Source organism: Streptomyces sp. NPDC059142, from assembly GCF_042755665.1.
Lineage (GTDB): Bacteria > Actinomycetota > Actinomycetes > Streptomycetales > Streptomycetaceae > Streptomyces.
The window spans coordinates 82,509-103,203 of sequence record NZ_JBHZDA010000006.1 but is presented as its reverse complement, the minus strand read 5'-3'; the positions used below and the strand labels follow the sequence as shown (position 1 = coordinate 103,203).

Sequence of the window (20,695 nt, the reverse complement as noted above, 5' to 3'; positions counted from 1 at the left end):
CCTCCTGAACACGGGGGGGGGGCCGCCCGCCCGCTGCCGCCGCGGCCCCCCCACCCTGTTCTTCGACGTGCGATCCCGGCCCGCGGCTCAGGCGGCCGGAGCGCTGAAGGCGGCCAGCACGCCCGCCGCCAGGGCGGAGCGCTCGACCATGCCGCTGAGCGTCACATGTTCGCTGCGGGCATGGGCGCCGCCGCCCACCGCGCCGAGCCCGTCGAGGACCGGGGTGCCCGCCGCGAGGATGAAGTTCCCGTCGCTGGCGCCGCCCACCGCCGTCTCGCGCAGGTCGAGCCCGAGCGGCGCGGCGCAGGACCTGGCCAGGGCGAAGACCCGGCCGACGCCCTCGGTGCGCTCGAAGACCGGACGGTTCCAGCCGCCGTCCAGCTTCAGCCCGGTCCGGGGGTCGACCGGGGCGAGCCCGGCGAGAGCCGTGTCCAGACGGGCGCGTTCGTCGCCGGTCGCGACCCGTATGTCCAGGTTGGCGGTTGCCTCTCCGGCCGTGACGTTGCTGCGCGTACCGCCGCGCAGCACACCGACGTTGACGGTGGTGCCGGCCTCCGGGTCGGCCAGGGCCTCCAGCGCGAGCACCTGGCGGGCGATCTCGTTGACCGCGCTCGCCCCGGCCGTCGGGTCGAGCCCGGCGTGCGCCTCCTCGCCGGTGACGGTGAGGGAGAACAGACCGACGCCCTTGCGGGTCGTCTTCACCGCCCCGTCCGCGCTCGCCTCGAAGACCAGCGCCGCCCGCGACTTGCGCGCCTCGTCGACGATGACCCCGCTCGACGCCTCGCTGCCGGTCTCCTCGTCCCCGTTGAGCAGCAGGGTGCACTCGGGGCGCGGCAGACCGAGCGCCGTGAGCGCGCGCAGCGCCCAGACGGCCTGGACCAGTCCGGCCTTCATGTCGAACACACCGGGCCCGGAGATACGGTCCCCCTCCCGGTGGTAGGGCCACTCCGCGAGGGTCCCGGTCGACCAGACGGTGTCGTAGTGGCCGACGAGCAGCAGCGGGGCGCCGGTGGACGGGCCCGTGCCCGCGTACCGGCGGATCATGATGTCGCCGGCCGTCTCGCGCGGGATCAGCTCCTCGCTGTCGGGAGCGCCGAGCGAGGAGTCGAGCCAGCCGCGCAGCCACTCCAGGCACGCCGCGAGGCAGGCGGGGTCGTCGCTGGAGCTCTCCTGGGAGGTGTACGCGGCGAGGTCGGCGTCCATCGCGTCACGGCGCTCGTCCAGCCAGCCGTGCACGGCGACGGCCTGCGCGTCGGTGAGCACCGGCCCCGCGGGCAGGTCGTGGCGCGCCGCGCCGTCCGTGTCCGCCTGGACGGAGCCGGACGCGGCGAGGCGGTCGAGGGCGTCCAGCCGGGACTCGGACATGGTGGACGGGTCCTGCTCCAGCTCCCGCAGACCGGCCACGACGGCCCGGAGCACCGGAGCGTCCAGGCCCACCCGCCGCGCCTGCTCGAACACCGGCGCGTAGTGCGTGGTCACCTCCACCGGGCGGCGGCGGACGGCCAGGTCGCGCCAGATGCCGCTGCGGTCCTTGGGCTGGGTGCGCAGCCAGGCGGTCAGCCGGTCGCAGGCGGCGTCGCGCAGGGCGGGGTCGGTGTCGGGCCGGAAGGCGGCCGCCTCGAAGGCGTCGAAGGACTCCAGACGCGCCCCGGCCGCGTCGGCCGCCGCGTACACCTCGGCGGTCAGCGCGTACATGGTGGCGCGGTGGCGGTCCGTGAGGTCCGCCATGGGGGCGTCGGCCAGCGCGGTGGCCGAGAGCATCGCGCCGAACGCGGCCTTCGCCCACAGGTAGCCCTCGACGTTGTCGCTCGCCAGGGCGGGGCCCCACGCCTGGAGATCCGCGACCAGGGCGCGTACCCGGTCGGAGACCGGCGCGCCGCCCGGCTCGCCGATGACGAAGGCGCCGGGGCCGCCGTCGCGCACCACGCCCGGTTCGACGAGGTCGGCGAAGATGTTGACGAAGGCGGCGACCGTCCGGTCGGCGCCGACGTGTTCCGCGATGAGCGCCTCGTTGAAGCCGTTCTGCACGGAGACGACATAGCCGTCCGGGGCGAGGCGCGGCGCGATCCATTCCATGGCCGCCCCGGTGGCCTGCGCCTTGACGCTGAGCAGGACCCGGCCGAGGGGCGGTCCCTGGTACGTGTCGGGGGTGGCCGCGTCGAGGCGTACGCTCTCGCGCTTCTCGCCGCGCAGGATGGTCAGCCCGTCGGCCTGGATCGCGGCCACGTGGGCGGCGTCGGTGTCGATGACGGTGACCTGGTGGCCGGCCGCCGCGAGGCTGTGGGCGAGGGTGCCGCCGATGGCACCCGCGCCGACCACGGTGTAGGCGTCGCCGGTCATGAGGTGTGTCCCTTCGTGGTGTCCGCAAGTGTGTCCGCGCCGGGGCCCGGCGGTGTGTCCGGCGCCGGGTGCCGCGGTGTGTCCGGTGTGCCGCTCCCGGTGGTGGCGGCCCCGCCGTCCGCGGTGGCGCCGGCCGGCGGCCACAGCCGGGGCAGATGGGTCGCGCCGGTGGCGCTGCCGCCGTCCACGCGCAGGATCTCGCCGGTCACCCAGGAGGCGTCGGGTCCGGCGATCCACACGACGGCGCGGGCGACGTCCGCCGGGGTCCCCGGCCGTCCCAGCGGGTTGACGGAGACGGCGGCCGCATACTCGTCGGTGACGGGGTTGCAGGCGCTGTCGACCCCGATGAAGCCGGGGCTGACGGCGTTGACGCGGATGCCGTGCGGCCCCAGTTCGAGTGCCGCGGCGCGCGTCGCCATCTCCAGCGCCGCCTTGGAGGAGGCGTACGGGCCCCCGCCGGGCCGGGCACGGAGCGCGGCGCCGGAGGAGATGTTGACCACCGAGGCGGCCCGGCCCGCGGCGATGGCGCGGCGGGCCAGCTCGGCCGTCGCGAGCACCGGGGCGCGGGTGTTGAGCGCGAAGACGCGGTCCCAGGCTGCGGCGGTGACCTCGGTCATGTCGAGCGACGGATAGATGCCGGCCGAGTTGACCAGCACGTCCACGGGACCGTGGGCCTGCCAGCCGTCGCCGACGGCCGCGGCCGGACCTTCGGCCGAACACAGGTCGTGGACCCGGTGGGCCGCGCCGAGGGTGTTCGCGGTCTCCGCGAGCCGGGCGGCGTCGATGTCGACGAGTGTCAGCCGGTGACCGGCCGCCGCGAAGTGCTCGGCGACGGCCCGTCCGATGCCGCTCGCGGCGCCGGTGACCAGTACGTGCGCCATCAGGCGAACTCCTTGTCCTTCGTCTCGGGCATGGTCAGGTAGATGATGAGGGAGACCAGGGCGGCGCCGGAGACGTACAGCCAGAGCTTGTCGGCGTGTCCGGAGTCGCTCATCCAGGTCGTGACGTACGGGGCGGTACCGCCGAAGACGGCGACGGCCAGCGCGTACGGGAGGGCGATGCCGGTGGCACGCACCTCGGGCGGGAACTGCTCGGCCATGATCACCGCGCAGTTCGCGGAGTAGCCGAGGATCAGCAGCATGCCGGTGAGCTGGACCAGGAACAGGACGAGGAAGCTGTCGTTCAGCAGGTGCAGCATCGGCCAGGAGAGGAGGACGAAGCCCCCGGCGAACCCCGCCAGGGTGGGTTTGCGCCCCAGTTTGTCGGAGAGCAGCCCGGCGAACGGCAGCAGCACGATGAAGATGACCAGACACAGGGTCTGCGAGAGCAGCGCCCGCTCCAGCGGGATACCGGTGGTGAGATTGGCGTACGTCGGCAGGTAGTTGACCCAGATGTAGTACGTCAGTGTGCCGGCGATGGTGATGCCGGCGACCCGCAGCGCGGCGGCCGGGTGCTCGACGAACATGGCCTTCAGCGGGTTCTTCCTGTCCTGCCCGCCGGCCTTGGTCTCGTTGAACGACTCGGTGTCCTCGACGGTGACCCGCAGCCAGAGCCCGACGAGACCGAGCAGCGCGCCGATGATGAAAGCGGCCCGCCAGCCCCAGCTGCGCAGGGCGTCCTCGCTGAGCAGCGAGGTGAAGGCGGTGCCGAGCAGCGACGCGATCAGCACACCGCCCGCGACCGACACCTGCTGCCAGGAACCGGCGAAGGCGCGCCGTCCGGGCGCGGCCGACTCCACCAGGAACGCCGAGGACGAGCCGAACTCACCGCCCGCGGAGAAGCCCTGGGCGAGCCGCGCCAGCAGCAGGATCACCGGGGCGGCGATGCCGATCGTCTCGTAGCCGGGGGTGATCGCGATGACGAAACCGGCGCCCGCCATCAGGCCGATGGTGAGCGAGAGCCCCTTCTTGCGGCCGTGCCGGTCGGCGTACGCGCCGAGGACGGCGGCCCCCACCGGGCGCATCACGAAGCCGACGGCGAAGACGGCGAGGGTGGAGAGGAGTGCGACAGCCCCGTCGGCCTTGGGGAAGAAGACATCCGCGATGATCTTCACAAAGATGCCGTAGAGGGCCCAGTCGACGAATTCGACGGTGTTGCCCACGGATCCGGCCACGATGGCCTTGCGCTGCTTGGGCGTCAGCTTGGTGGACGGGGCGGTGCCTGATGCGGCGGTGTCGGTTGTCACGAGGGGGTTCCTCGCCTTCCTTGGAGCGTCACAGGGGGACGGATCGGGATTGCGGGAGTGCGGGTCCTGATTCCTGTGGGGGGCGCGGTGCGGTCGGGCCCGGACGGGCGGGACCGCACCGGGTGGAGCGGGCGGGCCGGAGGACCGGCCCGCGCGGTGCCCGCGCGCCGGCCGGGAGCGGGTGAGCGGGCACGGCGGCGGGGGAGCGGGGGCCGCGGGGTGTCCGGGGGTCGGGACACCGGGGCGCGGCCGGGGTGGTGGGCGACGGGCCCCGTGCCGGGTGGGCAGGGGTGACGCCGGGGTGTGTTCCGGTCGACCGTACGGGCCCGCCGCCGCGGATGCCGGGGTACGGCGTACGGGCGGGCGGGGCGGGTGACGACGTGACGGTCAGCGGGCCGGGTGCTGCGCCAGGCAGTACTCGGCGATCTCCCGGTGGGTGGCGAACCACACCCCTTCGTGCTCGCCGATGTGGGCGAGCAGCTCGTCCAGGATGACGAGCCGGGAGCGGTGGCCGATGATGTGCGGGTGCATGGTGAGCTGGAACAGACCACCGGCCGTGTACGCGGCGGCGAACTCGTCCTGCCAGATCCGCAGGACGTCCCGCGGCGCGATGTAGGGGCGCAGCGAGGCGAAGCGCTCCATCATGAAGTAGGGCGCGTCGTCGCGGATCCACTCCACGGGGATCTCCACGACGCCGGTCTCCTCGCCGTCCTCGACGAGCTCGTACGGCTCGTCGTCGGCCATCAGGGAGGAGTCGTAGAGCAGGCCCATCTCCCGGGTGATCGCCAGGGTGTGCGGAGAGAAGTCCCAGCTCGGCGTGCGGATGCCGACGGGGCGTACGCCGCCGATCCGCTCCAGGGTGTCGGCGGAGCGGAACTGGAGCTCGCGCTCGGTCTCCGCGGAGAGGGAGGTGTTGCGCTCATGGATCCAGCCGTGGACGGCCAGCTCATGGCCGGCGGCCGTGTACGCCTTGGCCTCCTGCGGGCGCAGCAGCGCGCAGACGGCGGGCATGAAGAAGCTCGCGGGGACGCGGTGGCGCTCCAGCAGGGCGAGGATCTTCGGTACGGCCACGCGGGCGCCGTACTCGCCCTGGGCGAGCTTGGCCGGGCGGGTCTCGCCGTCGCGCAGGGCCGGGGTCTCGTGGTCCGAGTCGAAGGACACGGCCACCGCGCAGCGGGCCCCGCCGCGCCAGGTCCCCGGTGCGAGGGAGCGCCCGGCGCGTACGTGTCCGACATGGCGGCGCCAGGTCGTCTCGTCCCATTCCCACGGCTGCTGTTCGCTCTGCGGCATCAGAATCCGGCCTTCCGTGCGAGATATGTGTGCTCCGGGGCGTGCCCGAGGAGGTACCACTCCGTTCGCCATCGCTCTTGCGTGGCTTGTCGGTGATGGTCCATCGTGGCCATCTCCCGTTCACCAACCCAGGAAATCGACGAGAATCGCCATGGACCGTCTTCGCGTGAAGGATTCCGCCGCCTCGCCCCAGGCCGAGCTGGACGAGACGGACCTGGCCATCGCCCATGCCCTGCAGATCGCGCCACGCGCCTCCTGGACGGCGATCAGCGAGGTGCTCGGGCTCAGCGCGGTGACCGTCGCCCGCCGCTGGGGGCGGATCTCGGACCGCGGGCTGGCCTGGGTGACGGCGACCGGCAGCCCCGGCCTGTGGCGGTCGCTGTGCAACGCGTTCATCGACGTGGACTGCGAGCCGTCGGCCCGGCGCGGGGTGGCGCTCGCACTGGCCAGGGACCCGCGGACGAAGTCCGTGATGGAGCTGGCCAGCGGGCGCGACATCCATGTCAACGCGGTCACCCGGGATCTCCCGGCGCTGTCCCGGTTCATCCTGGAGCGGGTGAGCCGGCTGCCCGGTGTGGTGCGCGTCAACACCCAGATCACCACGCGCATCCTCGTCTCCGGGAGCGACTGGCGGCTGGACGCGCTCCCCCGTGCGGAGCAGTCGCTCCTCCAGGCGGTCGCCGACGAGACCGCGCCGCGCCAGGCCGTACCCGGGACGCTGGACGGCCCCGACCGGGAGCTGCTGCTGGCCCTCGCCCCGGACGGCCGGCTGCCGGTCTCCGATCTGGCGGCGCGTACGGGGACCAGCCAGACCGCGGCCCGTCGCCGGCTGACCCGGCTGGAGCGCACGGGCGCCGTCGCGTTCCGCTGCGAGATCGCCCAGCACATCACGGGCTGGCCGGTCACCTCGCTCCTGTGGGCGCGGGCGGCGGCCCCGCGGCGGCGGCAGATCTGCGAACAGCTCAGCCGGATGCCGGACGTCCGGCTGCTGACCGCGACCAGCGGCGAGACGAACATCCTCCTCTCCACCTGGCTGCACTCCGTGGACAGCGCCCATGACCTGGAGGACCGGATCGGGGCGCAGTGCCCCGGACTGGAGATCGTCGACCACGGGATCGTGCTGCGGACGGTGAAGCGGCAGGGGTGGATCCTGGACGAGCTGGGGCGCCGCCTGGAGAGCGCGCCCATCGACCCGTGGTGCGAGGACGGGATCACGCTCCCGGGGATCGGCTGACCGGCCCGGGGACCGGCTGACCGGCACGGAGACCGGCTGACCGGCCCGGGGACCGGTCGGCGGGCCCCCGGCCCGCTCACCCCCGCCCGGCCTCCCCCCGGGAGTGGACGGCGCCGGTGTCCGCGCCGAGCCGGGGCGCCGGCGCGGCGGCGGGCGCCGGATCCCCGGAGAACATCAGCGGGGACCCCGGCGCGAGCAGCTTGCCGATGCCCGGCTGCTCGATCCAGGAGAAGAGCGGGTTCTCCGCCGAGCAGCGCGGATCCTCCTCGTACAGTTGCCGGAAGGTCTGGTACGGGCCCCACAGCGCCCCCGAGCCCTGGAGCACGGCGCGCACCTCGGCCAGGGTCCGGGCCGCGAACCACGGTTCCAGCACCGCGGCGATGGCGTGCCGGGCGGCGTACCGTCCGCCCTCCGTCGTCACGTCCACGTCCAGCAGCGGTCCGGTCATCTCCAGCTTCTCGGTGAGGCCGGTGGCCCGGCCCAGGGAGCGGAACTGGCGGGTGGTGAGGGCCACCACCATGACCCGCCGCCCGTCGGCGGTACCGAAGTCCCGTCCGAAGCCGCCGTACAGGCTGTTGCCGATCGGCTCCCGGGAGACGCCGTTGATCTGGACGTCCGCCAGATAGCCGAGGTTGCCGACGGTGGCGAGCATGACGTCGGAGAGGGCGAGCGACACCTCCTGGCCCTCGCCGGTCGCCTGCCTGCGGCGTTCGGCGGCCAGCAGGCCGACGGTCAGGTAGAGCCCGGCGGCCACGTCCCAGGCCGGCAGGACATGGTTGACCGGCGCCGGCCCTTCCCCGGTGGCGTGCGGGAAGCCGCTCGCGCAGTTGACGGAGTAGTCGACGGCCGGGGAGCCGTCGTGGTCCCCCAGCAGACGCATCATGATCAGGTCCGGCCGCCGGGCGGAGAGCCGCGCGTGGTCGAGCCAGCCGCGCCCCGGCAGATTGGTGATCAGGATGCCCGCGCCGGGGCCGTCCGCGCAGATGATGTCGGCCGCGGCCCGCTGCCCCTCGGGGGTGTCCAGCGGCAGGGTCACCGAGCGTTTGCCCTTGTTGAGGCTGGCCCAGTAGAGGCTGGTCCCGTCGTCGGTCTCCGGCCAGCGGTGGTGGTCGATGTTCCCGCCGACGGGGTCGATACGGATCACCTCGGCGCCGAGCTGGGCCAGGGTCATGGACGCCAGCGGCGCCGCGACGAAGGCCGAGACCTCCACGATCCGCAGCCCCGCGAGGGGGCCGCGCCGTGCCCCGGGGGCGTCGGGGCCCCCAGGGGTGTCACGCGTGTCGGGGACGTTCGGGGCCTCAGGGGCGTTCGAAGACGGCGGCAATGCCCTGACCTCCTCCGATGCACAGGGTCTCCAGTCCGTACCGGGCGTCCCTGCGCTCCATCTCGTGGAGCAGCGTGGTCATGATGCGCACACCGGTCGCACCGACCGGGTGGCCCAGCGAGATACCGGAACCGTTGACGTTGACGCGCTCCGTGTCGTCGATGCCCCACTCCCTGAGCACCGCGAGCACCTGGCAGGCGAACGCCTCGTTGACCTCGATCAGGTCCATGTCCGCCAGGCTCAGACCGAGCCGTCCGAGGAGCCGGCCGGTGGCGGGGACCGGGCCGATGCCCATCCGGGAGGGCTCGCACCCCGCCGCCGCCCAGCCCGAGAGATAGGCGACGGGGGTCAGCCCCAGCCGCTCCAGCTGGTCCTCGGCGACGACCAGACAGGCCGCGGCGGCGTCGTTCTGCTGACAGGCGTTGCCCGCGGTGACGGTCCCGCCCGGCTGTACGGTACGCAGCCGGGCCAGCTTCTCCATGGTGGTGTCGGGCCGCAGCCCCTCGTCGCGGTCGAGGACCACGGGGCCGCCCTTGGGCCGCTCCACCGTCACCGGGACGACCTCGCGCGCGAAGGCGCCGGAGTCCTGGGCGGCCGCCGCCCTCCGCTGGCTGCGTACGGCGTAGGCGTCGGCCTCCTCGCGGGTGATCCCGTAGTCGCGGGCCAGGTTCTCGGCGGTCTCGATCATCCCGGAGATCTCCCCGAACCGCTCCACGGGCTGGGCCCGTTCCCGGCCCCGGTCGAGCCGGTCGTGGAGGACGGTGGAGCCGAAGCGCCCGCCCCAGCGCAGATCGGTCGTGTAGTACTCGACGTTGCTCATGCTCTCGACGCCGCCCGCCATGACGACCTCGGCCGCTCCGGACCGCACCATCATGGCCGCCGTCGCGATCGCCTGGAGTCCGGCGCCGCAGCGCCGGTCGAGCTGCATCCCGGCGACCTCGACGGGGAATCCGGCCTCCAGCGCGATCCAGCGTCCGACACACGGTGTCTCGCTGCTGGCGTAGGACTGTGCGAAGACCACGTCCTCGATCAGGGCGGGGTCGATACCGGCCCGCTCGACGGTCGCCCGGGCGACCGTGGCGCCCAGTTTCTCGACGGGCACCTGGCGCAGGCCGCCGCCGAAGGCGCCGATGGGGGTACGGACAGGGGCGACGATCGCCGCGCGGGTCATGCGGGGGTCTCCTTCTTCACGGCACCGACGGCACCGACGGCACCGACGGCACCGACGGCACCGACGGCACCGACGGAATCGGCTCCACCGACGGAATCGGCGGAATCGGCAGATTCGGGGGATTCGGTGGACTCGGGGGCGCTCACCGGGAGGGCGCGGAAGTCCGGGGCGCGCTTGGCGAGGAACGCCCGCACCCCCTCCGCGCTCTCGGCCGAGGTGAACGCCTCGTCGCTGGCGGCCAGCGAACGCTCGATCAGTTCCTCCTCGGTGAGGTCGTGGGCCGCGTCGATCACCGACGCGCACAGGGCCAGCGCGCGCGGCGGCCGGCGCAGCAGGATCTCCGCCAGTTCCTTCGCTACCTCGACGGCCCGGCCGCGCGGCGCGACCCGGTTGACCAGTCCCCAGGCCAGCGCGGTCGCGGCCGTCACCGGCTCGCCCAGCAGTTGCATCTCCTTGGCCCGGCCCGTCCCGATACGGCGGGCGACCCGGAACGTGCCGCCGCTGCCGGGAAAGACCCCGAGGGTGATCTCCGGGGAACCGATGCCGATCTGCTCCTCGGCGACGATTAGATCGCAGCAGACGGCGATCTCCAGACCGCCGCCGAGCGTGTGCCCGTTCAACGCGGCGATCACCGGCCGGGGGAAGGCCGCCAGCCGCGCGAACAGCTCCTGCTGCGGGCGGAGCTTCTTCGCCACCGCCTCGCCCGGCGCCCGCATCGGGGCGAACTCGGCGATGTCGGACCCCGCGCAGAACGCGCGGTCCCCGGCCCCGGTCAGGATCACCACTCCGGCGGACGGGTCGCGCTCCACGGCGTCCAGCGCCTCGGTCAGGCCGCGGGTCATCGCGGCGTTCCACACGTGCAGGGGCGGGTTGTCGAGGACGACGGTCGCCACCCCGTCCGTGATGTCCAGGCGGACCTGAGCGCCGCTCATCTGTCACCTCCATGGTCGGTGGGTCTGGTGGGTCCGGTGGGTCCGGTGGGTCCGGTAGGTCCGGTGGGTCGGGTGGTTCCGGTGGGCGCCGCGGCGGCGGCCTCGGCGAGCAGGGCGCGTGCCCTGCGCAGGACGGGCGCGTCGACCATCTGCCCGTCGACCCGGAGGGCGCCCGGCGCGGGTCCGCCGGCGCCCGCAGCGTCCCAGGCGGTGGTCACCCTGCGGGCCCAGGCCGTCCGGGCCTCGTCCGGGGCCCAGGCGGTGTGGACGGCGGCCACCTGCGCCGGGTGGACGCACAGGGCGCCGGTGACGCCCAGCTCCCGGGCCTGCCGGGCCGCGTCCGCCAGCGCGTCGGGCCGGTCCAGAACGGCCAGGGAGAGCGGCAGCGCGAAGGAGGCGATCCCGGCGGCCGAGGCGGCCAGCGCGATCCAGCGGCACGGCTCGGTCAGCACCGACGGCGTCGGCGCCACCCCCAGGGCCAGCGAGAAGTCCTCGCTGCCGAACGCCAGCGCGCCCACCCGGTCCGCCCCCGCCAGCGCGGGCAGCGCGAAGAGCGCGGCCGGCGACTCGATCAGCGCGATCAGCCCGACCGAGCCGTCCGGCAGCCCGCACTCCCGTTCCCGTACGCGCAGGAACGCGGCCATCGCGGCGAGCTGGTCCGGACGCTCGGCCTTGGGCAGCATCACCGCCCGCAGGCCGGGCCGGACCGCCGCCCGCAGGTCCTGCTCCCAGTCGGCGCGATCCGCGCCGGTCCGTACCACCAGGTACTGGCCCTCGGCGGCCAGCCGGTCGAGATGGCCGGGCAGGGCGAGGCGCGCCGCCTCCTTCCCGGACGCCGGGACGGCGTCCTCCAGATCGAGGATCAGCCCGTCCGCGCCCCGCAGGTGCGCACGCGCGAGGAGGCGTTCGTCCCCGGCGGGGACGAACAGCAGGGACCGCCGCGCGGTCAGCTCCGTACCGGTCCCCGTACCGGTCCCCGTACCGGTCATACGGCGTCCACCTCCGCGCTCATCACGGTCCGCCCCCGGTCGTCGGCGGCGTACAGGTCCGCGCCGGTCCCGGTCGGCGTGGCGTGCAGGGTCAGCTCCCGGCCGTCGAAGGCGGGTCGCACCCCGCGGAAGCGGAAGCCGGTGACGCGGGCCCCGGGCCGCCGCCGCAGATAGAGGTCGAGCAGCAGCGTCGCCGTCAGCGGACCGTGGACGACCAGCCCGGGATAGCCCTCCTCCTCGCAGGCGTACGGGCGGTCGTAGTGGATGCGGTGCGCGTTGAACGTCAGCGCCGAGTAGCGGAACAGCAGCACCGGGTCGGGCACGAGGGCGCGCTGCCAGAGTCCGGGCGGCGGTGTGTCCTCCGGCGCCCGCTCCCGGGCCGCCGGAGGGGTTACGGGAGCGCCCCGGTAGACGAGGTCCTGCCGCTCGGTGAGGACCGGGGCGCCCTCCTGCCGCAGTTCGTGGTCGACGGTGACGAAGACCAGGGGACCGCTGCGACCCTCGGACTCCCGTACGTCCGCGAGGACCGAGGTACGGCGCACGGGCACCCCGGTGCGCAGCGGCGCCATGAAGCGCAGCGCGCCGCCGGCCCACATCCGCCGGGGCAGCCGGACCGGCGGCAGGAAGCCGCCGCGCCGGGGGTGCCCGTCGGGCCCCAGCTCGCTGTGGGGTGCCCGGGGCGGGAAGCAGAGCCAGTGCGCGAGGAGCGGTGCCACGTCCGTGGGGGCCGGGGGGTGGTCCAGGGTCGCGGCCAGCCGGGCCGCGGTGTCCGCGCTCAGGGTGTCCTCGGCCTCCTCGCGCCGCCCCTTCCACGCCGCGTGGGTGTCGGTGGCCGTCATGGGGTGGTCTCCTTCAGACGGATGCGTTCGATACGGCCGACGACCAGCAGGAAGGACAGCGCCGCGCCCAGGCCGGACGCGCCGACGAAGATCAGCGCGCCGTCGAAGGACCCGGTGATGTCGACGACGTAGCCGATGACGATCGGGGTGGTGATGCCGGCCAGGTTGGCGAAGGTGTTGAACAGGCCGCCGGAGAGCCCCGCGGCCTCCTTCGGGGAGGTGTCGGAGACGACGGTCCAGCCGAGGCTGCCCAGCCCCTTGCCGAAGAACGCCGCCGCCATCAGGACGATGACCACGGTCTGGGTCGAGGTCCAGGCGCAGGCGATGATGCAGGTCGACAGGAGCAACCCGGTGACGATGGGGATCTTACGTGCGGCGGTCACCGACATGCCGCGGCGCAGCAGGGCGTCGGAGAGCAGGCCGCCCAGGATGCCGCCGACGAAGCCGAAGAGGGCGGGGATGGAGGCGGTGAACCCGGCTTCCAGCAGCGGCATCCCCAGCTCCTTGATCAGATAGATCGGGAACCAGGTGAGGAAGAAGTAGACGATCGTGGTGATGAAGTACTGGCCCAGGTAGATGCCGATCATCATCCGGCTGCTGAGGAGTTGCCGTACGACGGACCAGGTGTCGACGCCGTCCTTGGTGCCGACCGCGGCGGCCTGCTCGATGTCGACGAGCGCGCCGCCCTCGACCAGGTGGTCCAACTCGGCCCCGTTGACGCGCGGGTGCTCCCTCGGCTGGCGGTAGGCGGCCCACCAGCAGACGCTGAGCACGATCCCGACGCCGCCCATGACGAAGTACGCGGACGGCCAGCCCCAGCCGTGGGTGAGCCAGGCCATGAACGGGGTGAAGACGACCGGCGCCGCGTACTGCGAGGAGTTGAAGATCGCGGAGGCGGTGCCGCGTTCGGCGGTGGGGAACCAGGTCGCCACCACACGGGCGTTGGCCGGGTAGGCGGGGCCCTCGGCCACACCGACCGCGATCCGCAGGACGAACAGCGCGATCATCGCCGAGGCGATGCCGAACAGCGGCACGAAGCCCTGGAGCAGGGTCGCCACCGACCACGCGAGAATGCTCCCCGCGTACACCCGGCGGGCGCCCCACCGGTCCACGATCCAGCCACCGGGAAGCTGGGCCAGCATGTAGGCCCAGGAGAAGGCGGAGAACAGGTAGCCGAGGGTGACGTCGCTGACGCCGATCCCGTCCTGGATCTCGGTGCCGGTGATGGACAGGATCGCCCGGTCGGCGTTGTTGAGCGTGGACACCAGGAACAGCAGCGCCACGATCAGGAAGCGTGCTCTGCTGCGGCCGGGGGACGGTGACGAGCCGACGGGGCGTCGTGCCCCGGCGACGGCTTCCTGGGAAGCGGCCATGGGATATCTCCATTGACATCATGGGGGAGGTACGGGGACGGGGTGGGCCGGTGTACCCGGTGTACCCGGTGTGTGCGTGTGTGCGTGCGTGTGTTCGGTGTGTTCCGGTGTGTTCCGGTGGCGTCCGGGGAGGGCGCCACGGGGCGCGGCGGTCAGCCGAACCGGCCGCCGGTGACGTGCAGGGTCTCGCCGGTGATGAAGGACGCGCGCTCCGAGGCGAGGAACGCCACCGCGTCGGCGATGTCCTCGGGCTGCCCGGCACGGCGCAGCGGCTGGGCGGCCACCGCCTTCTCCCGGATCCTCTCGTAGTGGTCCAGCGCGCGGACGGCCTCGGTCTCCATGAAACCGGGCGCCACCGCGTTCACGGTGATGCCGTACCGCCCCTGCTCGGCGGCGAGCGCGCGGGTGAAGCCGAGCAGACCGGCCTTGGCGCTGGAGTAGTTGGCCTGCCCGGGGTTGCCCAGGTAGCTGCGCGAGGAGATGTTGACCACCCGCCCCCACCGCTGTTCGATCAGATGCGGCATCACGGCCCGGGTGACGAGGAACGACCCTTTGAGGATCACCTCGACGACCGCGTCCCAGTCGGTGTCCGTCATCTTCGTGAGCAGGGTGTCACGAGGGAAACCGGCGTTGTTGACGAGGATGTCCACCCCGCCGAACGCCTCGACGGCGGTGGCGACCAGGGCGTCCACGTCCGCGCCGGAGGTGATGTCGGCGCGGACCGCGATCGCCCGGTGGCCCAGCCCGGTCAGTTCCCGGGCGGTGGCCTCCGCGCCCGCCCCGTCGATGTCGGTGATGACGACGCGGGCCCCCTCCCGCGCCAGCCGGTGGGCGGTCGCCGCGCCCAGCCCCCGGGCCGAGCCGGTGATGACGGCGGTCCTGTCGGTGAGTTCCAGTTCCATGGTGCGGCTCCTGTGCGTCAGGGTCGGATCAGGTCGGCGCGGCCGGCGTCCAGGACGACGGCGCCGCGTTCGACGGCGGTGGTACGGAAGGACACGACGTCTCCGTCGGTCCAGGACTCGGTCCGCAGCGTGTCCCCGGGGAGGACGGGCGCGGTGAAGCGGACCCGCAGCCGGTGCAGCCGGGAGTCGTCCCAGTCCAGGGCGCTCGCCAGCAGGGCGTGCACGGCCATGCCGAAGGTGCACAGCCCGTGCAGGACGGGCCGGTCGAACCCGGCGGCCCTCGCCGTTCCCGGGTCGGCGTGCACGGGGTTGGTGTCGCCGTTGAGACGGTAGAGCAGCGCCGCCTGCGGCAGGGTGGGCAGATCGTGGACGGCGTCCGGGGCCCGTTCCGGCATCCGGTGGGGCGGTGTCACGGCGTCCGTCGTACTGCCGCAGCCGCCGTCGCCGCGCAACAGACTGACCTGGCCCACCTCGGCCAGGAGCTGTCCGCTGTCCGCCGCCACGATCCGCCGCTCCTGGTGGAGCAGGGCGCCCTTCGCGACGCCTTTGTCCACGACGCCGGTCACCCGGGTGTGGCCCACCACCTCGCCCGCACGCGCCAGGGGCGCGTGCAGTGTCATCGACTGCTCGACGTGCAGCAGCCGGCGCCAGTCGATACCGGTGTCCGGTTCACGCGCCCAGAAACCGGCGTAGCCGAGGACGTTCGCCATGGTGGGGAAGGGGCGCGCCGTCTCCTCCATGACATACGCGAGCCTGCGGGCGTCGAGCGGATCGGCGCCGATCCCCAGACTCAGCGCGTAGAGGGCGCAGTCCCGGGCGGTGTACCGCTGCCGGACCGGTGCGAACGCGCGCCGCAGCAGCCTCGCCGGATCCATCGTCATGCCGCCTCCTCGTGCGGCACCACCAGGGCGTCCAGGGCCAGCACCCCCTGCCCGGCCTCCCCGACGACCACCGGATTCAGCTCCACGGTCCCGATCCGGTCGGTGTGGGCGACCGCGAACGCGGAGACCGTCACCAGCAGATCGGCCAGAGCGTCGACATCGGCCGGGGGCGCGCCGCGGAAACCGGTCAGCAGGGCGTGGCCCCGGGTCTCGGCGATCATCCGCAGCGCCTCGTCCCGGTCGACGGCGCCGACCCGGGTCGCGACATCGCGGAACAGCTCCGCCCGCACCCCGCCGGTGCCGAACATCACGACCGGGCCGAAGACCGGGTCGCGCCGTACCCCCACGATCACCTCGACACCGGAGGGCGCCGTCCGCGAGACGAGCACACCCTCCACCCGGGCGTCGGGCCGGGCCGCGGCGGCGCGGGCGGTCAGCTCCGTGTACGCGTCCGCGGCGGCCTCCGCGTCCGCGACACCGAGCAGCACACCGCCGATCTCCGTCTTGTGCGGGATGTCCGGGGAGACGATCTTCATGACGACCGGGAACCCGGCCGCCGTCGCGGCCTCGGCGGCCGCGGGGGCCGAGGCCACCAGCCGGGAGCCGGGGAACGGCACCCCCGCGGAGGCGAGCAGCTCCCGGGCGGCGGCCTCGGACAGCGGCCCGTCCGGGACCTCCCGGCGCGGTGCCACCGCGCCGGGGCCGGGCAGCGGACGGTCGAAGCCCTCCCGCAGCCGGGCCAGCCCGTCGAGGGCCGCGACGGCCCGCTCGGAGTCGTCGTACACGAGGAAGCCGGCCTCCTCGTACGACCGCACGACCTCCGGGCGCGCCTCCATGCACAGCAGGGTCGGCCGGTCCATGAAGTCCGAAGTGCCCTTGCGGATGGCCTCCTTGATGGCCTCCCCGTACGTGGGCGAGTCCGGCAGCATGGTGAACGAGCCGATCACACTGTCGTAGTCGCCCTGCGCGTACATGACCCGGTAGGTGTCGGTGATCAGGCTCATGTCGTTGAGCCAGCCCGCCGTCGTGTCGCAGGGGTTGTCGTCGCTGCCCATCGGGTTGATCTCGCGCAGCCGGGCCCTGGCCTCCTCGGGCAGGCCCGCGACCTCCAGCCCGTACCGCTCGGCGGCGTCGCACAGTTGCACACCGAATCCGCCGGAGACGGTGACGACCCCCAGCCTCCGCCCGGCCGGCAGCACCCCCCTGCTGCACGCGTACGCCAGGTCGACCTGCTCCTGGGTGGTGCGGGCGCGGTGCACACCGTACTGGCGGAAGAGCGCGTCGTAGACGGTGTCGCTGCCCACCAGCGACGCGGTGTGGGACTGCGCCGCGGCGGCGCCCGCGTCGGAGGAGCCCACCTTCATGAACACCACCGGCTTGCGCCGCTCGTGGGCCACGGCCAGCGCGGTACGGAGCCGGCCCGCGTCCCGTACGCCCTCCGCGTAGGCGAGGATCACCGATACGTCGTCCTGGAGGGCGAGCCAGTGGATGCATTCCGCGACATCGGTGCCGGCCTCGTTCCCCGTCGACACCCAGTAGCCGATGTCGACGTTGCGGCGACGGCACAGATAGGCCAGATGACCGCCGTACGCACCGCTCTGGCTGACCACCGCGACACTGCCGCCGGTGGGGATCGCCTCGTCGAAGGCGCTGCTGAAGGTGCCCACGAAACCACTGGCCGCGTGGAGCAGGCCCAGACAGTTGGGGCCGAACAGCCGCAGGTTCCCCCGCCGGGCGATATCGGCCAGCTCCTCCTGGAGCGCCTGTCCCTCCTCGCCCGTCTCGGCGAAACCGGCCGCGTAGATCACCGCGGCGCCCACGCCCTTCGCCACGCAGTCGGTGACCGCCTGCTTGAGCAGACGCGAGGGGAGGCAGATCAGCGCCATGTCCGGGACCCCGGGCACCGCGTCCAGCGAGGGGTACGCGGGCAGTCCCTGCACCGTCGACCGCTTGTGGTTGACGGGATGGACGGCGCCCCGGTAACCGGCGCGCAACAGATAGTGCAGAGCCCGTCCCGAGATCCTCTCGGGGTCGTCCGAAGCGCCGATCACGGCGACCGAACGAGGGCGGAATGCCTGCTCGAAACCTGTGGGCACAGGCGTGGAGGGCACGGCTGACATGGGGCGGCTCCCTGGGTGCTGTCCGTCCGTGTGTGGTGCGAGTCACCCTGCCGACGCCGCCATGGTCATACAATCCCCGCAGCCCATTCGCCAATTCTTGATACACGTGAGGTATCACCATGGAGCTGCGGCAGCTCAGACACTTCCTGGCGGTGGCCGAAACCCTCAACTTCCGTACCGCGGCAGACCGTTTGCACATGACACAGCCGCCGCTCTCGGTCTCCATCCGCAAGCTGGAGGACGAGATCGGCGCCCGGCTCTTCGTCCGGTCCACCCACCGCGTCGAACTGACCCCGGCCGGCGAGGCGGCCCTGGAGCACGCCCGCGCCGCCGTCTTCCACGCCGCGGAGCTGGCGCGCGTCGCCGAGTCCACCGCCGCGGGCGCCACCGGCACCCTGCGCGTCGGCTTCGTCGGCTCCGCGAAGAACCGGCTGCTGCCCCTGCTGCTGCGCGCCTTCCGGCAGACCTACCCGGGCGTCACACTGAAGTTCACCGAGGACACCAACACGGGCCTGGTCGAGTCCCTGGAGCGCCACACACTGGACGTCTGCATCGTCCGCGTCCCCCTGGTCCGCCGCAGCGACCTCCAGTACGTCACGGTGGAGGCCGACCGCTTCGTCCTCGCCCTGCCGAAGGAGCACCGCTTCGCGCGCCAGAAGCGGATCACCCTCCGGGACCTCGCGGACGAGCCGTTCATCGACTACACCCAGCACGCCATCCCCGGTCTGCACGCCCTGTCCACCATGTTGTTCCGGGAGGCCGGGGTGACACCCCGGGTCACCCAGGAGGCCGTGCAGGTGGAGACGGTGCTCTTCCTGGTCGGCAGCGGGATGGGGGTGGCCCTCGTGCCCTCCAGCGCCGCCCGCAAGGGCCGCGACGGTGTGGAGTTCCGCGAACTGATCACCGAGGTCGCCCAGCCCCGGCTCGGTCTCGCCGTCGCCTGGAACCCGCGGTACGAGAGCCAGGCGGGACGCCGGTTCCGCGCCCTCGCGGAAGAGGTCGGCACCGGGTCCGCCCGGCCCTGACGGGCGGGGGAACGCAGGGCCCCGTCGGGGGCGGGCTCCCGGAGAGCGCCCTACAGGTCCAGGAGCGCCCAGAGGCGACGGCCGTCCGCGCCGGTGTCGGTCCCGCAGTCGGTCACACCGAGCGCCGCCAGCTCCCGCAGGACCCGGTCCGAGGGGGCCGCCATGCCGGGGCAGTGGTTCAGGACCAGCACCAGGGCGCGGGGCCCCTCGTCGGCCAGATGCAGGCTCACCCGCGTACCGCCGTCCGCCGCGGCGGTCCGTACCAGCAGGGAGACGACCTCGGTGACGGTCTCCTCGTCCGGCCGGTACCCCCAGGCCCTGAGCCGGCCGACCACCCGGCGCGCGGCGACCGCCGGGGTCCACTCCTGGCGCTCCAGCGGCCAGTTGACGCCGCGGCGGCCGGTCATCATCACCCGGCGCCGGTCCCGGGTCGTGAGGCGTCCGGCCGCCCCCGGCCGGGGCGGGGCGGGAAACGGCGGCGAGACGGGTTTCCTGGGCGGAGGCGGTGTCTTCGGCGGATAGTCGCGGCCACCGCCGGGTCCAGCGTCCACAGGAACCTCCCCACGGTGCGGGGACCCCTTCCCCGCGCCGCTCACTCATCGTAGGGGAACCGTCACCGGGCCGCCGGGGTCCCGCGGTACGGGACGGGCCCGGCCTGTGGCGAGCGACGGCGCCGGCCGGGCCGATGTCGCGAATTCACCCCGGGGGTACATTTTCCAGGCACCCCCACACATGTGAGGATTGTTGTTTCCGGAGGCGTGGAAATCTTCACCCGATAAACACAGGTGAATATGCGGAAGCCCGGTCATTGAAGCGTGGACGATTGGTCTACTATCTGTCGGGCCGCCTCGTTCCCGTACGGCCGGAAACGTGGCGGGACGGCGGCGCGACGGTCGCCCGGTGAATACACTGCCGAAATTCTCGGAAAGGGGAGCCCGCCGTTTCTCCGGGAGTCATTTCGACTCTCTTTCGGTGCCGGGCTCCCGGTGTGGAAGAAGGGTGTCAACATGGGCCTCTCGTTGCTGCGGCGGGGGAAATCGAGAGCGGGCGGCAAGGGGACGGACGTGCTGTCCCGGATACCCCTGACGGCCGGGGCGCTCGCCCTGGAGGTCGGCCAGCCCAACGGCCACCCGATGAACGGCGCCGACGTCCAGGTGAAGGCGAACCACACCGGACATGTGGTGATGAAGGGCCGCACCGACCCGTTCGGCACCTTCACGGTCGGCCTGCCCACCGGGCGCTACTCCGTACTGGTCACCTCGGACGGCCTGCTCCCCGCCCATCTCAACGTCGACATCGACGCGGGCCGCCAGAGCCACTTCCAGGTCACGCTGGATCACTCGCGCCCCCTGGAGCCGCCGCAGCCGGGCATCTGGCTCTTCGACCCGCCGCACACCGCCGTCCGGTTCATCGCGCGCCATGTCGGCATGGCCAATGTGCACGGCCGGTTCACCCGGTTCGACGGCGGCGTACGCGTCGGCGAGCGGCCCGAGGACTCCTACGCCGAGTGCACCATCGACGCGGCCAGCATCACCACCGGGAACAAGACGCGTGACGAGCATCTGCGCTCCGCCGACTTCCTGGATGTCGAGAATTATCCGTACATCCAGTTCTTCAGCGAACGTTTCCAGCGTCATGCGGGCAACCGCTGGACCGTGCACGGCAGTCTCACCCTGCATGGAATCAGCCGCACCATCAGTCTGGAAACCGACTATCTCGGATCCGTCAATGGCGGTTATGGCGAAGAGCTGCGCTGCGCCGCCAAGGCGCGTACCGAACTCCACCGCGAGGATTACACGCTCAACTGGCGGTCGATGCTGGCCAGGGGAATCGCGATCGTGGGGCCGACCATCCAGCTCGAACTGGACGTTCAGGTGATGTTCCGCTGCGACGAGACGCCGACGCCGCCGGAGTAGCCTGCCCTCTCCGACGGGGCGGACGCGCGGGCCGACGGGGCGGGCGCGCGGGCCGACGGGGCGGGCGCGCGGGCCGACGGGGCGGGCGCGCCGGCGCCCCCCCCCCAACCCGCCGAGCCCGCGCCCCGGAGCGCGAAGAACGCGGGCCCGTCACCCCACACCGCGCGCGGCCCC

Annotated in this window: 17 protein-coding genes; 3 read left to right on the top strand and 14 right to left on the bottom strand. The window is 73.1% G+C overall.

Annotated elements, in window-relative coordinates:
• Positions 1-87 precede the first annotated feature (87 nt).
• The 4 genes from ACFXPK_RS04625 to ACFXPK_RS04610 form a co-directional block, all read right to left on the bottom strand.
• On the bottom strand, positions 88-2,340 hold the full coding sequence (locus ACFXPK_RS04625; RefSeq protein ID WP_385071584.1) for a 2-dehydropantoate 2-reductase: 2,253 nt from the start codon (positions 2,338-2,340) through the stop codon (positions 88-90).
• Positions 2,337-3,221 carry an SDR family NAD(P)-dependent oxidoreductase gene (locus ACFXPK_RS04620; RefSeq protein ID WP_385006656.1) on the bottom strand — a complete coding sequence of 295 codons (885 nt, stop codon included), beginning with the start codon at positions 3,219-3,221 and terminating at the stop codon, positions 2,337-2,339. Before ACFXPK_RS04620 ends, ACFXPK_RS04625 begins: the two co-directional genes overlap by 4 nt.
• Positions 3,221-4,525, bottom strand: a complete 1,305-nt coding sequence (locus tag ACFXPK_RS04615; protein WP_385006659.1) for an MFS transporter — start codon at positions 4,523-4,525, stop codon at positions 3,221-3,223. Before ACFXPK_RS04615 ends, ACFXPK_RS04620 begins: the two co-directional genes overlap by 1 nt.
• A gap of 387 nt (positions 4,526-4,912) precedes the next feature.
• Positions 4,913-5,815: a polysaccharide deacetylase gene (locus ACFXPK_RS04610; protein WP_385071581.1), complete on the bottom strand. Its 903-nt coding sequence runs from the start codon at positions 5,813-5,815 to the stop codon at positions 4,913-4,915.
• 166 nt (positions 5,816-5,981) lie between these two features.
• Here ACFXPK_RS04610 and ACFXPK_RS04605 point away from each other — a divergent pair, with 166 nt between their 5' ends.
• A complete protein-coding gene (locus ACFXPK_RS04605; RefSeq protein WP_385071578.1) occupies positions 5,982-7,049 on the top strand; it encodes an Lrp/AsnC family transcriptional regulator in 1,068 nt (355 codons plus the stop codon).
• Positions 7,050-7,125: 76 nt separating this feature from the next.
• Here ACFXPK_RS04605 and ACFXPK_RS04600 read toward each other — a convergent pair whose 3' ends face one another.
• The 9 genes from ACFXPK_RS04600 to ACFXPK_RS04560 form a co-directional block, all read right to left on the bottom strand.
• A complete protein-coding gene (locus ACFXPK_RS04600) occupies positions 7,126-8,373 on the bottom strand; it encodes a CoA transferase (RefSeq protein WP_385071576.1) in 1,248 nt (415 codons plus the stop codon).
• Positions 8,348-9,544 carry an acetyl-CoA C-acetyltransferase gene (locus tag ACFXPK_RS04595; RefSeq protein ID WP_385071573.1) on the bottom strand — a complete coding sequence of 399 codons (1,197 nt, stop codon included), beginning with the start codon at positions 9,542-9,544 and terminating at the stop codon, positions 8,348-8,350. Before ACFXPK_RS04595 ends, ACFXPK_RS04600 begins: the two co-directional genes overlap by 26 nt.
• On the bottom strand, positions 9,541-10,476 hold the full coding sequence (locus tag ACFXPK_RS04590; RefSeq protein ID WP_385071571.1) for an enoyl-CoA hydratase/isomerase family protein: 936 nt from the start codon (positions 10,474-10,476) through the stop codon (positions 9,541-9,543). Before ACFXPK_RS04590 ends, ACFXPK_RS04595 begins: the two co-directional genes overlap by 4 nt.
• A complete protein-coding gene (locus ACFXPK_RS04585; RefSeq protein WP_385071568.1) occupies positions 10,473-11,465 on the bottom strand; it encodes an HpcH/HpaI aldolase/citrate lyase family protein in 993 nt (330 codons plus the stop codon). Before ACFXPK_RS04585 ends, ACFXPK_RS04590 begins: the two co-directional genes overlap by 4 nt.
• Entirely contained in the window at positions 11,462-12,304 is an 843-nt protein-coding gene (locus ACFXPK_RS04580; protein ID WP_384998294.1) for a MaoC family dehydratase N-terminal domain-containing protein, read from the bottom strand. Before ACFXPK_RS04580 ends, ACFXPK_RS04585 begins: the two co-directional genes overlap by 4 nt.
• Complete coding sequence (locus ACFXPK_RS04575; RefSeq protein ID WP_384998297.1) at positions 12,301-13,677, bottom strand: MFS transporter; 1,377 nt, start codon at positions 13,675-13,677, stop codon at positions 12,301-12,303. The genes ACFXPK_RS04580 and ACFXPK_RS04575 overlap by 4 nt, the downstream gene beginning before the upstream one ends.
• 152 nt (positions 13,678-13,829) lie before the next feature.
• A complete protein-coding gene (gene fabG, locus ACFXPK_RS04570) occupies positions 13,830-14,579 on the bottom strand; it encodes a 3-oxoacyl-ACP reductase FabG (RefSeq protein WP_384998300.1) in 750 nt (249 codons plus the stop codon).
• 17 nt (positions 14,580-14,596) lie between these two features.
• Entirely contained in the window at positions 14,597-15,460 is an 864-nt protein-coding gene (locus ACFXPK_RS04565; RefSeq protein WP_385071563.1) for a MaoC/PaaZ C-terminal domain-containing protein, read from the bottom strand.
• Positions 15,457-17,580: an acetate--CoA ligase family protein gene (locus ACFXPK_RS04560; RefSeq protein WP_385071560.1), complete on the bottom strand. Its 2,124-nt coding sequence runs from the start codon at positions 17,578-17,580 to the stop codon at positions 15,457-15,459. The genes ACFXPK_RS04565 and ACFXPK_RS04560 overlap by 4 nt, the downstream gene beginning before the upstream one ends.
• 119 nt (positions 17,581-17,699) lie before the next feature.
• On the opposite strand from ACFXPK_RS04560, the gene ACFXPK_RS04555 reads away from it, so the two are divergent.
• Complete coding sequence (locus ACFXPK_RS04555) at positions 17,700-18,605, top strand: LysR family transcriptional regulator (protein ID WP_384998309.1); 906 nt, start codon at positions 17,700-17,702, stop codon at positions 18,603-18,605.
• Between the two features lie 50 nt (positions 18,606-18,655).
• Here ACFXPK_RS04555 and ACFXPK_RS04550 read toward each other — a convergent pair whose 3' ends face one another.
• Positions 18,656-19,156: a hypothetical protein gene (locus ACFXPK_RS04550; protein WP_384998312.1), complete on the bottom strand. Its 501-nt coding sequence runs from the start codon at positions 19,154-19,156 to the stop codon at positions 18,656-18,658.
• A gap of 456 nt (positions 19,157-19,612) precedes the next feature.
• Between ACFXPK_RS04550 and ACFXPK_RS04545 the strand changes: the two genes are divergently transcribed.
• Positions 19,613-20,521: a YceI family protein gene (locus ACFXPK_RS04545; protein WP_384998315.1), complete on the top strand. Its 909-nt coding sequence runs from the start codon at positions 19,613-19,615 to the stop codon at positions 20,519-20,521.
• Positions 20,522-20,695 lie beyond the last annotated feature (174 nt).

What these genes read in the sequence shown, in the direction of transcription:
- ACFXPK_RS04590 (WP_385071571.1), bottom strand. Translation starts at nt 10,476, where the DNA reads ATGAGCGGCGCTCAGGTCCGCCTGGACATCACGGACGGGGTGGCGACC.
- ACFXPK_RS04585 (WP_385071568.1), bottom strand. Translation starts at nt 11,465, where the DNA reads ATGACCGGTACGGGGACCGGTACGGGGACCGGTACGGAGCTGACCGCG.
- ACFXPK_RS04620 (WP_385006656.1), bottom strand. Translation starts at nt 3,221, where the DNA reads ATGGCGCACGTACTGGTCACCGGCGCCGCGAGCGGCATCGGACGGGCC.
- ACFXPK_RS04565 (WP_385071563.1), bottom strand. Translation starts at nt 15,460, where the DNA reads ATGACGATGGATCCGGCGAGGCTGCTGCGGCGCGCGTTCGCACCGGTC.
- ACFXPK_RS04595 (WP_385071573.1), bottom strand. Translation starts at nt 9,544, where the DNA reads ATGACCCGCGCGGCGATCGTCGCCCCTGTCCGTACCCCCATCGGCGCC.
- ACFXPK_RS04575 (WP_384998297.1), bottom strand. Translation starts at nt 13,677, where the DNA reads ATGGCCGCTTCCCAGGAAGCCGTCGCCGGGGCACGACGCCCCGTCGGC.
- ACFXPK_RS04555 (WP_384998309.1), top strand. Translation starts at nt 17,700, where the DNA reads ATGGAGCTGCGGCAGCTCAGACACTTCCTGGCGGTGGCCGAAACCCTC.
- ACFXPK_RS04580 (WP_384998294.1), bottom strand. Translation starts at nt 12,304, where the DNA reads ATGACGGCCACCGACACCCACGCGGCGTGGAAGGGGCGGCGCGAGGAG.
- ACFXPK_RS04560 (WP_385071560.1), bottom strand. Translation starts at nt 17,580, where the DNA reads ATGTCAGCCGTGCCCTCCACGCCTGTGCCCACAGGTTTCGAGCAGGCA.
- ACFXPK_RS04610 (WP_385071581.1), bottom strand. Translation starts at nt 5,815, where the DNA reads ATGCCGCAGAGCGAACAGCAGCCGTGGGAATGGGACGAGACGACCTGG.
- ACFXPK_RS04625 (WP_385071584.1), bottom strand. Translation starts at nt 2,340, where the DNA reads ATGACCGGCGACGCCTACACCGTGGTCGGCGCGGGTGCCATCGGCGGC.
- fabG (WP_384998300.1), bottom strand. Translation starts at nt 14,579, where the DNA reads ATGGAACTGGAACTCACCGACAGGACCGCCGTCATCACCGGCTCGGCC.
- ACFXPK_RS04545 (WP_384998315.1), top strand. Translation starts at nt 19,613, where the DNA reads ATGGGCCTCTCGTTGCTGCGGCGGGGGAAATCGAGAGCGGGCGGCAAG.